This is a genomic window from Rhizobium sp. BR 314, from assembly GCF_047445805.1.
Taxonomy (GTDB): domain Bacteria; phylum Pseudomonadota; class Alphaproteobacteria; order Rhizobiales; family Rhizobiaceae; genus Rhizobium; species Rhizobium lusitanum_B.
Genome location: NZ_JARWLA010000007.1, coordinates 161,542 through 174,054 on the forward strand (window position 1 = coordinate 161,542; position 12,513 = coordinate 174,054).

Here is a 12,513-nt window from a genome sequence, read left to right on the forward strand (position 1 = left end):
CAATCCGACAGAGCTTTCTATGGTGCAGCGAGCAAAATTTTCAGAGACGGAAGCTGTTGCCGGCTGCATTCAGCGCACGCCGTCTAAAGGCTCATCGGCTCAAGAGGATTATACAGGCACGCACCTGCGCCATCGGCTATGTGCCGCGAACCAAGCTGCGATAACGCTGCTGGCTGCCCATGAGATGCCGCCGCATCGCAGCCCTGGCGACATCCTCGTCCCGGTCAGAAATCGCCTCGGCGATCTGGCGATGTTCGACCTGAATTTGCATGATGTAGTCTGCGTCGGCGTCTTCATCGCGGTGATCGAGCAGGAGGGAGCGCGGTATCATCTTCCTGCCGCTCAGTTCCAGAAACTCCTTGAAACGCGGATTATTGGTTGCATCCGCTATGGCCATGTGAAAGGCAAAATCGGCGTCGGATGTGGCGGCGCCAGCACGCAAGGCACGATCGATATCCTTGCAGCGCTCAAGGATGGCCTCCTCCTGGGCCGGCGAGCGGCGAATGGCCGCAATCCCCGCCGCCTCCGTCTCGACCGCGGTACGCAGTTCCAGCATCTCGATAATCGAGGAAATCCGGGCGGGGTCGGTCGCCATCAGCTCTGCCAAGGGAAACGGCTGCACCGCACTTACAAAGACACCGACACCGTGCCGCACTTCGACAAGACCGTCGGCGCGCAACGACGCGATCGCCTCGCGAATGACGGTGCGGCTGACCTTGTAGCGTTCGGTCAATCCCCCTTCGCTCGGCAGCCTCTTACCGGCTGGCGATGCGCCGTCGAGAATATCCTGGCGCAATTGCTGAGCGACATAGTCTACGAGGTTGCGTTTGCCGGGAGGCTGCGCGTCGCCCTCTTTGCGCGCGATCATACCCTCACGCCGCATCTCGTTCCTCCTAAATTTCGCCGGCCAATTCTACAGATGTATGATGACTGCGGAAAGGACATATTATAACTTGTTCGCAACGACATCGATCGGGAGACAATCATGTTGCAAACACTATTGCTTACGGGCGCGGCCGGCGGCGTGGGCCAGGCGCTCAGACCGCTTCTGTCGCAAATTGCCGAAAACGTCATCCTGTCCGATCTCACACCGATACGTGACCTGAGGCCGAGTGAGCGTTTCGTCGCCTGTGACCTCGCTGATCGCGATGGCGTCAACGCTCTCGTCACAGGAGTCGATGGCATCATCCATCTCGGCGGGATCTCCGTGGAAAAGCCCTTCGATTTGATCGTGCAAGGCAACATCGTCGGACTATACAATCTCTATGAAGCGGCGCGCGCTGCCGGTAGACCGCGCATCGTCTTTGCGAGCTCGAACCACACGATCGGCTTCTATCGGCGCGACGAGCGCATCGACAACAAGGTGCCGACGCGGCCGGATTCGCTTTATGGTGTCTCGAAGGTCTTCGGCGAGGCTGTCGCCAGCCTCTACTTCGACAAGTTCGGCCAGGAGACGTTGTCAGTCCGCATCGGCTCCTGCTTTCCGGAACCACGCAATACGCGCATGCTGGCGACCTGGTTCAGTGTGCGGGACTTTCTGTCCCTCTGCGGCTGTGCCTTCGACGCGCCGCGTCTTGGGCACACGGTCATTTACGGCGTTTCCGACAATGACGAGCAATGGTGGGACAACAGCAATGCCGCCTTCCTTGGCTGGAGACCAAAGGATAACGCCGCCCATTGGCGAGCTGAAATTCTGTCGAAAACACCGCAGGACGATCCGAACGATCCGGCGGTCATTTATCAGGGCGGCGGCTTCGCATCCGCTGGTCACCCGGAAGACTGATCGGCCAAACTCGCCTCGACAACAAAGACCGGTTTCAGGTGACGCTACGGAACAAGGTCCAGCGGGTCGGTCTGAAAGCAACGCGGTTGCGATCGAGCGCGTCCGCCTTGTTCGGCGGCAGCTCGATTTCGATATTGTCATGGCTGGCGCCGATATCGATTTCGAGATGTCGCGTACCGGCGACGCGCCGGCTGGCGATGAGCAGACCGGCGATGGAGCCGCCGTCGCCTTCCTGTAACTCTATGTCGTGCGGCCGGAAATAGAGATGGGCCTCGCCATCCGGCTCGTGCGGCGTGCTCAGCCCCAACGGCCTGTCTTCGAACCATATCTCGCCGCTGGCAATGCGTACCTTGACGCGATTGGATTGACCGATGAAACCGTAGACAAACGGAGAATTCGGCGTGTCGTAGATTTCGTCCGGAGTGCCGACCTGCTCGATGGCTCCCTTGTTGAGCACGACGACGCGATCGGCAAGCTCGAGCGCTTCCTCCTGGTCATGCGTGACGAAAACCGTGGTGTGACCGGTCCGATCATGGATTTCCCGCAGCCACTTGCGCAAATCCTTGCGTACCTGTGCATCGAGCGCGCCGAACGGCTCGTCCAACAGCAGAACATTCGGCTCGACTGCCATGGCGCGTGCCAGTGCCACGCGCTGACGCTGACCGCCGGAGAGCTGCGCCGGGTAGCGCTTTTCCAAACCGTTCAGCTGCACGAGTTCCAGCAATTCCAGCGCGCGCCGACGAATTTCCTCGCGCGGTGGACGACGCGATGCCGAGCGCACCTTCAGGCCGAAAGAGATGTTGTCCAAGACGGTCATGTGCCGGAAGAGCGCATAATGCTGAAACACAAAGCCGATATTTCTCTGCTGCACGGTCTTTCGCGAGGCATCATCCTCACCGAAGAAGATCTTGCCCTCCGTCGGCGTTTCCAGTCCGGCGATCAGGCGCAGAAGCGTCGTCTTGCCAGAGCCAGACGGACCGAGGAGCGCAATCAGCTCGCTCGAGCGAATATCCAGGGACACGTCATGCAATGCGGGAAAGCGACCGAATTCCTTACGCAGGTTTTGAACGCGAACTTCCATCAAGAATTCCTTCAGTGACGCCGGCTGGCTGCGATCTCTTCGCTATAGCGCATTTCCAGCAGCGTCTTCAGCAATAGTGTGACAAGGGCAAGCAGGGCCAGAAGCGTGGCAACGGCAAAAGCCCCTGAGAAATTATATTCGTTGTAGAGGATCTCGACCTGCAGCGGCATGGTGTTGGTTTCGCCGCGAATGTGACCCGAAACGACCGAAACGGCACCGAATTCGCCCATGGCACGGGCATTGCAGAGCAACACGCCATAGAGCAGGCCCCATTTGATATTCGGCAGGGTGACATACCAGAAGGTCTGCCAACCATTGGCACCGAGCGAGAGGGCGGCCTCTTCGTCGGCGCTACCCTGTTCCTGCATTAAAGGGATCAATTCGCGCGCCACGAAGGGGAAAGTCACGAACATCGTTGCGAGGACGAGGCCGGGAACCGCGAACAAAACCTGCAAGCCGTGGCTTTGCAGCCATGGCCCGAGCACGCTGTTGGAGCTGAAAAGCAGCACGAACACCAGGCCGGAAATGACGGGAGAGACCGAGAACGGTAGATCGATCAGGGTCGTGAGGAAAGCCTTGCCCTTGAACTCGAATTTGGCGATCACCCAGGCGGCTGCAACACCACAGATAAGGTTCAGCGGCACGCTGATGCCGGCAACGATCAAAGTCAGCCGGATGGCAGCAAAAGTCTCCTCGTCGACCAGAGCTTCGAAGAAGGTCCCAATGCCCTTGCGAAAGGCTTCGACGAATACTGCCGCCAGGGGCAAAAGCACCATAAGCGTCAGAAAAATGAGCGAAATCAGCACGAAAACGATGCGTGCGACCCGGCTTTCGGTGATGACGGAATGTTCTACCGTGGAAATGCCAGAAAGATCATGCGCCATAGCCATACCTCCTTCTGCTCCAGGACTGAATGAGATTGATGATCAGAAGCATGGTGAAGGAGATAAGCAGCATCAACGTCGCGATCGCCGTTGCCGCCGCATAATTGTACTCCTCGAGGCGGATGACGATCAGCAGCGGAGCGATCTCCGAGACATAGGGCTTGTTGCCGGCAATGAAGATGACTGATCCGTACTCGCCGGCGGCACGCGCAAAGGCAAGCGCAAAACCAGTGAGCGCGGCAGGCGCAAGCCCCGGCAGCAGCACCCGCGTAATCGTCTGGAAACGGCTTGCACCCAGGGTCGCAGCAGCCTCCTCCACTTCGCGGTCGATTTCCTCCATGACGGGCTGTGCCGTTCGCACCACGAAAGGCAGTCCAACGAAAATCAGCGCGATGATGATACCGATCGGCGTGAAAGCGATCCTTATGCCGAGTGGCGTCAGAAACTGGCCGATCCAGCCATTCGGCGCATAGAGCGTCGTCAGTGCGATACCGGCGACTGCCGTCGGCAGGGCAAAGGGCAAATCGACCATAGCGTCGAGAATGCGCTTGCCGGGAAAGCGGTAGCGCACCAGCACCCAGGCCAGGATGAGACCAAGCACGGCGTTGACGAGCGCAGCGACGAAAGCGCCACCAAAGCTCATTCGCAGCGCATAAAGCGTGCGGACATCAAGAGCCAGTGCCCAAAACTTCGACCAGCCGAGAGCGCTGCTCTTCCACAGCAATCCCGACAGCGGAATGAGGACGATGAAGATGAGCCAAGCCAAGGTAACGCCGAGCGCCAATCCGAAGCCCGGAATGACACTCGGCTGCCGAAACCGCCACCGTTTGCGGGTTATGGAATGCATTCAGTCTTATTGCCCCGGCTTGTAGATCTGATCGAAGACACCACCGTCGTCGAAGAACTTCGGCTGAGCTTGGCTCCATCCACCGAAATCGTCAATCGTCGCCAGCTTCAAAGCCGGGAACCGTGCGATATCCTTAGGATCGGCCGCTTCCGGCTTGGTCGGCCGGTAATAGTGCTTGGCGGCGATCTTCTGACCTTCGTCCGAGTAGAGATAGTTCAAATAGGCTTCCGCGATCTTGCGGGTGCCCTTCTTGTCGACATTGCCATCGACGACGGCCACGGGAGGATCGGCGCGGATGGAAACGGATGGGGTCACGATCTCGAATTTATCGGGGCCAAGTTCGTCGAGCGACAGATAGGCTTCGTTTTCCCAGGCGAGCAGCACATCGCCGAGGCCGCGCTGCACAAAGGTCGTCGTTGCGCCGCGCGCGCCGGCATCGAGAACCGGGACATGTTTCAGAAGCTTGGACACGTAGTCCTGCGCCTTGGCATCGTCGCCACCATTGGCCTGCTTGGCCCAGGCCCATGCCGCCAGAATGTTCCAGCGGGCACCGCCCGACGTCTTCGGGTTAGGCGTGATGACTTCTACACCGTCCTTGACCAGATCCGGCCAGTCCTTGATGCCCTTCGGATTACCCTTGCGGACCAGGAAGACGATGGTCGAGGTGTAAGGAACAGAATTGTTCGGGAATTTACTCTTCCAGTCGGCGGGAATCTTATTGGTCGCTTTGGCGATCGCATTGATATCGCCTTCGAGCGCCAGGGTCACGACATCGGCGTCAAGACCATCGATGACCGAGCGGGCCTGAGCGCCGGAACCGCCATGAGACGCCTTGATGTTGACGGTCTCGCCGGTGTCCTTTTTCCACTTTGCTGCGAAGACGGCGTTGAAATCCTTGTACAGCTCGCGCGTCGGATCGTAGGAAACATTCAGAAGCGTCTTATCCGCCGCCCATGTCGGCGCAACGGCCGCAATCGAAAAACTGCCGATCAGAACTGCTGTGGCGAGAAGCCGGGAAAGCCTTATCGTCTGCATGGATGAACCCCCTTCGTTTGCCCCTAAACCCTATCAACTTGGTCGTATAAAGTAACGAAGACCGTTCCCGTTTTCAGGAACTTCGGAGAACAACATCCCATAGAATCAAAGAAAATGAAATCGCATTCCCGCACCGGCACATTATCGCAAACACCATAGCCGATGGCGGCCTCAAACCTGAAAGATGGAATAGAGCTCGTCGGCGCTCTTTGCCTGCTTCATCTGCGCCTGCACACCGTCCATCCTCAATCGTCTTGCGATCGCGGCCAGCACGTTTAGATATTCGCTGCGGCCGCCCTCCCCGAAAAGCAGCACGAAGGCCCATTCAGTCGGGATATCGTCGATGGCCTCGAAATCCACTGGTTGAGCGAAACGGGCCAGAAGACCGCGAGGCCGCGTCATGCCCGCAATCGCGGAATGCGGAACCGCGACGCCATTGCCTATTCCGGTCGTCCCGAGCTTTTCGCGCGTCTCGAGCGCCCGCAATACGGCAGCGCCGTCCAGGCCGAAACAGGTCGCGGCTTTCGAGGACAGCGTCTGCAAAGCCCGCCATTTTGTCGGCGCAGCCACTCCGATGAAGACATGCTCGGGCAGGATGATGGTGGAGAGGTCCATGGTCGCTCTTACGGGTCGGACAAATCGATGAATGATGCGCAAGTTTCGCGGATGTTGGTCGAGCACGGGCCTTGCTCGACCAGCATCCAAAACCCGTCATCTCATTCCGGTTCGCGAAGACGATAGCCAACGCCGGTTTCGGTGGTGATGTAGTGAGGCTGATCGGGCACCTGCTCGATCTTCTGCCGGAGCTGGCGGACATAGACCCGCAGATATTGCACATCCGCCGCCGGCCCCCAGATCTGCTTCAGCAGGAATTGGTGGGTCAGCACCTTGCCGGCATGCTGAGCGAGCACGCGCAGGATGTCATACTCCTTCGGCGACAGCTTGATCTCGCTGCCATCGACCTTGACGATACGCTTGACGAGATCGATCGAAAGACCGCCGGTCTGGAAAATCGCCTTTTCCCCCTGCTGCTGCAGGCGGTGACGCAAGGCAACGCGAATGCGCGCCGCAAGCTCGTTGACGCCAAATGGCTTGGTAATATAGTCGTCCGCGCCGCTTTCCAGGGCCTTGACGATACCGGCCTCATCGGTGCGGCTCGACAAGATAACAACTGGTATCTGCACCCCGTCTTCACGCCATTCGATCAAAAGATCCTGCCCGGATTTGTCTGGCAGCCCGAGATCGAGAACGACCAGATCGGGCCGATCCTCGTTGACCGAAGCCCGGGCGGTGGCGGCATTCTGGGCCTCGTTGACAACGTAGCCCTGGGCACCGAGGCCGACACGCAGCAGTTTGCGGATCGGCGGCTCGTCATCGACGACGAGAATCTTGACGGCAGTCGTGTTCATTTCAATTCATCCAGCTTCGGGACATCGTTTGGTCTTGGCATGCGGATGGTAAAGACCGCCCCTTGGCGATCCGTTCGGTTACCGGCAGCAATCGTGCCGCCCATAGCTTCGACAAAGCCGCGGCAGATGGAAAGGCCAAGCCCCGTGCCCGCCCTCACCTGGTCTCCCTTGCGCACACGGTAGAACGTGTCGAAAACGCGCTCGAGATCGGCGGGCGGGATACCGGGCCCCTCATCCATGACGCGGAACACGATATTGTCGATATCGGCCCAGGCTTCGAGGCGAATGGCCGAACAATCCGGGGCATATTTGGCGGCATTGTCGAGCAGATTGAACAGAACCTGCTCGAAAAGGACCGGATCGACCTTCACCATTGGCAGGTCGACGGGAATTTGCACCTCAGCGCGGTGGCGGTTGAGGATTTTTTCGGCGCGCCGCAGCGCACTGCCGACAATATCACCGCCATAATGCAACGCATAATTCGGCTCCATCGCACCGGACTCGATCTTGGTCATGTCGAGCAGGTTGACAATGAAACGGTTGAGCCGTTCGGATTCATCGATAACCGTCGACAGAAGATCGACACGATCCTCATGCGGCAGCGTTTCCAGATAGTCCCGCAGTGTGCCCGCAGCCCCCATGATTGCTGCGAGCGGCGTCTTCAGGTCATGGGAAATGGAGGTCAGCAGCGCCGAGCGCAACCGGTCCGCCTCGACGGCCAGCTTGGCTCGGTCGACATCCGCCACCAATTGCACGCGCTCGATGGCGAGCGCCGCTTGATCTGCAAGAGCGTCGAGAAGCCGCTGCTGCTCCGGCGTCAGAAGCGGGCCTTCGCGGCGGTCGCTGTCGAGACCGATAACGCCGACGGCGGTGCGGCCAGTGCGCAGGGGCACGTACAGGCGCTTGGCACCCGGCAGGGTATCGGCACCGCGACCGGCGGCATGATTGTGCTCCCAGGCCCAGCGCGCCGCGGCGATATCGGCATCGTCGAGCGTATCGTCAGGCGGATAGCCGGCCCTGACGGCGATCGTGCCGTGCTCCGGCAAAAGCAGAACGACGCGCAGCTTCAACATCGAGGCGAGTTGGAAGGCAGTTGCCCACAAGACATCATCGAGCGTGCCGGTGCCGGCGAGCTTCTTGGAAAACAGATAGAGGTCTTCGGTTGTTCGAGCACGCTGACGCGCGGCAAAGGCCTGCCGCTGCACCGTTGCCGTCAGGTTACTGGCGATAATCGCGACGCCGAGGAAGAAGAAGAAAGCCAGCACGCTTTCCGGATCACTGATCGTCAGCGTGTAGCGCGGCGTCAGGAAGAAAAAATTGAAGGCAAGAGCACCAAGAATACAGGAATAGAGCGCCGGGCGCAGACCCTGTGTCACGGCGCTGGCAAGGACCGCCATCAGGAAAACCAGCGCCAGATTGCGCACGTCCAGGACCTGATCGAGGATGACGCAGAAGCCCAGCGCGATGGCGACATACAGCGTTGCCAGAGCATAGCCGCGCAACTGGAAAGGAGACGGCGAAGGCGCGACTTTGACACCACGATTGGCCGCCGGTCCATCGACCTCGCTGCCGGAAATGACATGCACGCTGATGTCGCCGGCCTTGCGGATGAGATCGTAGGAAACCGAACGCCGCGACCAGTCGCGCCACGACCCGATCTTCGGCGAGCCGATGACGATATGGGTCACGTTGTTGCTGGCCGAATGGCGAAGCAGTTCCTCCGCCACCTCGCGGCCCGGAAGGGTTATGGCCTCGCCTCCGAGCTGCTCGGCGAGCCTCAGTGTTGCAGCAATCGTATCGCGCTGCGCTTCCGTGAGGCTGATCGAGCGATTGGTCTCGACATAGACGGCGGCCCAGGGCGCGCGCAGACGTGACGCCATGCGCGCGGCATAACGCACCAGCGAGGCGGAGCGTGGGTGATGGTCGATGGAGACCAGCACGCGCTCGCCCGCGGCCCAAGGCCCGGAAATGGCATGGGCCTGCATATGCGTCAAAAGCTGATCGTCGACGCGCTGCGCCGTGCGCCTCAGCGCCAATTCGCGCAGCGCCGTCAGATTGCCCGGCGTGAAATAGTTGGTCAGCGCCCGCTCGGCGGTCTTCGACACATAGACCTTGCCATCATGCAGGCGCTTGATGAGGTCGTCCGGCGTCAGATCAATAATCTCGACGTCATCGGCAAGATCGATGATCGAATCGGGCACCGTTTCCCTGACGCGGATACGCGTGATCTGCGATACGACGTCGTTCAGGCTTTCGACATGCTGGATATTCAGCGTCGTATAAACATCGATGCCGCGCTCCAGGAGCTCTTTGACATCGAGATAGCGCTTGGGATGGCGGCTGCCATGCGCATTCGTGTGCGCGAGTTCGTCGACCAGCACCAATCCGGGCCGGCGTCTCAGGATGGCGTCGAGATCCATCTCCTCGAGCGCCCTGCCCTTGTAGTCGACCTCGACGCGCGGGATGATTTCGAAACCGTCTAGCAGAGCCTGCGTTTCGCGCCGGCCGTGGGTCTCGACCACACCGACGACCACGTCCACGCCATCCGTAATCTTTGCTCTGCCGGAAAGCAGCATTTCATAGGTTTTACCGACGCCGGGCGCTGCACCTAGAAAGATTTTCAGCCGTCCGCGTGCCTCGGCCTTTGCTTTTTCCAAAAGCGCGTCAGGCGAAGGCCTGCTTGTCATGTCGCGGCTGTCATCTGCCATCGGTGGGACGTCTTTCATGACGAGGTTGAGACGGCGCAAACCGTCTCAACCTACTCAACTTACTGTTTCATAGAAGCATCGAGGGCTTGGTTCAATGCCAGCACGTTGACGACCGGCTCACCCAGGACGCCGAACTCCCGGGATTCGACGGCGGCATCGACAATCGCCTTGAGCTTGGCCTCATCCATGTTGCGCGCCTTGGCCACACGCGGGATCTGGAAATAGGCGGCATCCGGCGAGATGTCCGGGTCAAGGCCACTGCCGGAAGTCGTCACCATATCCATCGGAACCGGCAGGTTGGGGTTCTGCGCCTGCAGCGTCGCGGCATCACCCTTGATGCGGGTTATCAAGCTCGAATTGGTCGGACCGAGATTGGAGCCACCCGAATTCGCCGCATTGTAGGGCGCCGAAATCGTCTTGGACGTATCATTCGGGTCGGTGCCAGTCGTGGCCGAAGGGCGGCCATGGAAATACCCATCGGTAGCGAAGTTCTGGCCGATGAGGCTGGAGCCTACGACCTTGCCATCCTTTTCCACCAGGCTGCCATTAGCCTGATGGGGGAAGAGAGCCTGGGCGGCGCCCGTCATGGCGAGCGGATAAGCAAGGCCGGTCAGGACGGTCGTAGCAACGACCATGACGATGGCGGGTCTGATTTGTTTCAACATGAGGGAACTCCTTAGGCGAGGCCGATGGCGTTGATCGCCAGATCAATGGCCTTGATGCCGATGAAGGGAACGATGATGCCGCCGAGGCCGTAAATCAGCAGGTTGCGGCTCAGCAACGCGCCGGCACCGATCGGACGATAGCGGACGCCCTTCAGCGACAGCGGGATCAGCGCAACGATGATCAGAGCATTGAAGATGATAGCCGAGAGAATGGCACTCTGCGGCGTCGCAAGCCCCATGATGTTCAGCATCTTCAGCTGCGGATAGAAGGCAATGAACATCGCGGGAATGATGGCGAAGTATTTCGCGATGTCGTTGGCGATCGAGAAGGTGGTTAACGCGCCGCGGGTCATCAGCAACTGCTTGCCAATTTCGACGATCTCGATCAGCTTTGTCGGGTCGCTGTCGAGATCCACCATGTTGCCGGCCTCGCGGGCGGCAACGGTACCCGTGTTCATGGCCACGCCGACATCGGCCTGGGCAAGTGCCGGAGCATCGTTGGTGCCGTCGCCGCACATGGCAACGAGCTTGCCCTTGGACTGCTCCTCGCGCATCAGCGCCAGCTTCATTTCCGGGGTCGCCTGAGCAAGGAAGTCGTCGACGCCGGCTTCCGCTGCAATGGCTGCGGCGGTCAGCGGATTGTCGCCCGTGATCATGACCGTGCGGATACCCATGCGGCGCAGCTCGGCAAAACGCTCGCGGATACCGCCCTTAATGATGTCCTTGAGGTGAATGACGCCAAGCAGACGGCCGTCGCGAGCAACGGCGAGCGGCGTGCCGCCTGCCTTGGCAATCTCGTCGGCGATTCCCTGCAGTTCACGCAGCATTTCGCTCGAGGTGCGCGACATGACCGCCGTACCGTCGGTGCCGTTATTGGCGGCGCCATCGACATAGGCGAGCACGGCATCGACTGCCCCCTTGCGGATCGACGAGCCATCAAGGTCGACACCGCTCATGCGGGTCTGAGCGGTAAAGGGAACGAAAGTCGCCTTCAGGCTCGTCATGTCACGGCCACGGATGGCATATTTCTCCTTGGCAAGCACGACGATCGAGCGTCCCTCAGGCGTTTCGTCGGCAAGCGAGGCAAGCTGCGCTGCATCGGCCAGATCCTGCTCGCTGACGCCTCGAACCGGGCGGAAAGCCGTTGCCTGGCGATTGCCGAGGGTGATCGTGCCGGTCTTGTCGAGCAGCAAGGTGTCGACGTCGCCAGCGGCCTCGACGGCGCGACCGGACATGGCAAGCACATTGAAGCGGACCAGACGGTCCATACCGGCAATACCGATCGCCGACAGCAATGCACCGATGGTGGTCGGGATCAGCGTCACGAATAGGGCGACAAGCACGACGGTCTGGATCGAACCGCCAGCATAGGCGGCAAAGCTCGGGATGGTGACTGTAGCAAGTACGAAGATCAGCGTCATGCCGGCCAGCAGGATGTTGAGCGCGATCTCGTTCGGCGTCTTCTGACGCTCGGCACCTTCCACCAGCGCGATCATACGGTCGATGAAGGTCGAGCCAGCGGCGGCAGTGATGCGCACGCGGATCTCATCCGACAGGACCTGCGTACCGCCCGTTACGGCCGAGCGGTCACCACCCGATTCTCGGATGACAGGCGCGGATTCGCCCGTGATTGCGGCTTCGTTGACGGAAGCGACGCCTTCGATGACCTCGCCGTCCGAGGGGATGATGTCCCCGGCTTCGACCAGCACGACGTCGCCGACCTTCAGGCTGGTGCCGGGCACCATCTTGTAGTCGGTACGGCTATTACCGACAAGCAGCTTCGCCTGGGTTTCGGTGCGCGACTTGCGCAGTGAGTCCGCCTGCGCCTTGCCGCGGCCTTCGGCAACGGCCTCGGCGAAATTGGCGAACAATACCGTGAACCACAGCCAGATATTGATCTGCAGTGAAAAGCCGAGATTACCGCCGCCGGTGATGAGGTCGCGCAGGAAGAGGATGGTCGTCAGCATCGAAACGACGGCGACCACGAACATGACGGGGTTCTTGGCAAGCGTGCGCGGGTTCAACTTCTTGAAGGAAGCGCCGATCGCCGGAACGAGGATGCGAGAATCCAGAATACTCGCTGATTTTAACTGGCTCATAA

General features: G+C 60.0%; 11 protein-coding genes. 1 reads left to right on the top strand and 10 read right to left on the bottom strand.

Features of this window, described 5'->3' with window-relative positions; genetic code table 11:
* Positions 1 to 136 precede the first annotated feature (136 nt).
* Positions 137 to 883 carry a FadR/GntR family transcriptional regulator gene (locus QD461_RS12505; protein WP_414088061.1) on the bottom strand — a complete coding sequence of 249 codons (747 nt, stop codon included), beginning with the start codon at positions 881 to 883 and terminating at the stop codon, positions 137 to 139.
* Positions 884 to 985: 102 nt separating this feature from the next.
* Here QD461_RS12505 and QD461_RS12510 point away from each other — a divergent pair, with 102 nt between their 5' ends.
* Positions 986 to 1,783, top strand: a complete 798-nt coding sequence (locus QD461_RS12510; protein WP_184707750.1) for an NAD-dependent epimerase/dehydratase family protein — start codon at positions 986 to 988, stop codon at positions 1,781 to 1,783.
* 34 nt (positions 1,784 to 1,817) lie between these two features.
* Here the strand turns inward: QD461_RS12510 and QD461_RS12515 are convergent, their stop codons facing one another.
* The 9 genes from QD461_RS12515 to kdpB all read right to left on the bottom strand — a co-directional run bounded on the left by QD461_RS12515 (position 1,818) and on the right by kdpB (position 12,511).
* Positions 1,818 to 2,864, bottom strand: coding sequence for a sulfate/molybdate ABC transporter ATP-binding protein (locus tag QD461_RS12515; protein ID WP_184707748.1), 1,047 nt, complete (start codon positions 2,862 to 2,864; stop codon positions 1,818 to 1,820).
* 11 nt (positions 2,865 to 2,875) lie between these two features.
* Positions 2,876 to 3,748, bottom strand: coding sequence for a sulfate ABC transporter permease subunit CysW (cysW, locus tag QD461_RS12520; RefSeq protein ID WP_414088062.1), 873 nt, complete (start codon positions 3,746 to 3,748; stop codon positions 2,876 to 2,878).
* Complete coding sequence (gene cysT, locus QD461_RS12525; protein ID WP_414088063.1) at positions 3,738 to 4,595, bottom strand: sulfate ABC transporter permease subunit CysT; 858 nt, start codon at positions 4,593 to 4,595, stop codon at positions 3,738 to 3,740. Before cysT ends, cysW begins: the two co-directional genes overlap by 11 nt.
* A gap of 6 nt (positions 4,596 to 4,601) precedes the next feature.
* On the bottom strand, positions 4,602 to 5,630 hold the full coding sequence (locus QD461_RS12530) for a sulfate ABC transporter substrate-binding protein (RefSeq protein ID WP_184707742.1): 1,029 nt from the start codon (positions 5,628 to 5,630) through the stop codon (positions 4,602 to 4,604).
* 171 nt (positions 5,631 to 5,801) lie between these two features.
* On the bottom strand, positions 5,802 to 6,245 hold the full coding sequence (locus QD461_RS12535; protein WP_184707740.1) for a PTS sugar transporter subunit IIA: 444 nt from the start codon (positions 6,243 to 6,245) through the stop codon (positions 5,802 to 5,804).
* 101 nt (positions 6,246 to 6,346) lie between these two features.
* Positions 6,347 to 7,039 carry a response regulator transcription factor gene (locus QD461_RS12540; RefSeq protein WP_184707738.1) on the bottom strand — a complete coding sequence of 231 codons (693 nt, stop codon included), beginning with the start codon at positions 7,037 to 7,039 and terminating at the stop codon, positions 6,347 to 6,349.
* Entirely contained in the window at positions 7,036 to 9,747 is a 2,712-nt protein-coding gene (locus tag QD461_RS12545) for a DUF4118 domain-containing protein (protein ID WP_414088064.1), read from the bottom strand. Before QD461_RS12545 ends, QD461_RS12540 begins: the two co-directional genes overlap by 4 nt.
* Before the next feature lie 59 nt (positions 9,748 to 9,806).
* The gene (locus QD461_RS12550) at positions 9,807 to 10,412 is read right to left on the bottom strand and encodes a K(+)-transporting ATPase subunit C (protein WP_414088065.1); all 606 of its coding nucleotides are present in this window, start codon (positions 10,410 to 10,412) and stop codon (positions 9,807 to 9,809) included.
* Positions 10,413 to 10,423: 11 nt separating this feature from the next.
* Positions 10,424 to 12,511, bottom strand: a complete 2,088-nt coding sequence (kdpB, locus tag QD461_RS12555; protein ID WP_414088066.1) for a potassium-transporting ATPase subunit KdpB — start codon at positions 12,509 to 12,511, stop codon at positions 10,424 to 10,426.
* Positions 12,512 to 12,513: the final 2 nt, after the last annotated feature.

Excerpts from the sequence above, each read along its gene's own strand:
- QD461_RS12540 (WP_184707738.1), bottom strand. The coding sequence starts at position 7,039 with ATGAACACGACTGCCGTCAAGATTCTCGTCGTCGATGACGAGCCGCCG.
- cysT (WP_414088063.1), bottom strand. The coding sequence starts at position 4,595 with ATGCATTCCATAACCCGCAAACGGTGGCGGTTTCGGCAGCCGAGTGTC.
- kdpB (WP_414088066.1), bottom strand. The coding sequence starts at position 12,511 with ATGAGCCAGTTAAAATCAGCGAGTATTCTGGATTCTCGCATCCTCGTT.
- QD461_RS12550 (WP_414088065.1), bottom strand. The coding sequence starts at position 10,412 with ATGTTGAAACAAATCAGACCCGCCATCGTCATGGTCGTTGCTACGACC.
- QD461_RS12530 (WP_184707742.1), bottom strand. The coding sequence starts at position 5,630 with ATGCAGACGATAAGGCTTTCCCGGCTTCTCGCCACAGCAGTTCTGATC.
- QD461_RS12545 (WP_414088064.1), bottom strand. The coding sequence starts at position 9,747 with ATGGCAGATGACAGCCGCGACATGACAAGCAGGCCTTCGCCTGACGCG.
- cysW (WP_414088062.1), bottom strand. The coding sequence starts at position 3,748 with ATGGCGCATGATCTTTCTGGCATTTCCACGGTAGAACATTCCGTCATC.
- QD461_RS12505 (WP_414088061.1), bottom strand. The coding sequence starts at position 883 with ATGCGGCGTGAGGGTATGATCGCGCGCAAAGAGGGCGACGCGCAGCCT.
- QD461_RS12515 (WP_184707748.1), bottom strand. The coding sequence starts at position 2,864 with ATGGAAGTTCGCGTTCAAAACCTGCGTAAGGAATTCGGTCGCTTTCCC.
- QD461_RS12510 (WP_184707750.1), top strand. The coding sequence starts at position 986 with ATGTTGCAAACACTATTGCTTACGGGCGCGGCCGGCGGCGTGGGCCAG.
- QD461_RS12535 (WP_184707740.1), bottom strand. The coding sequence starts at position 6,245 with ATGGACCTCTCCACCATCATCCTGCCCGAGCATGTCTTCATCGGAGTG.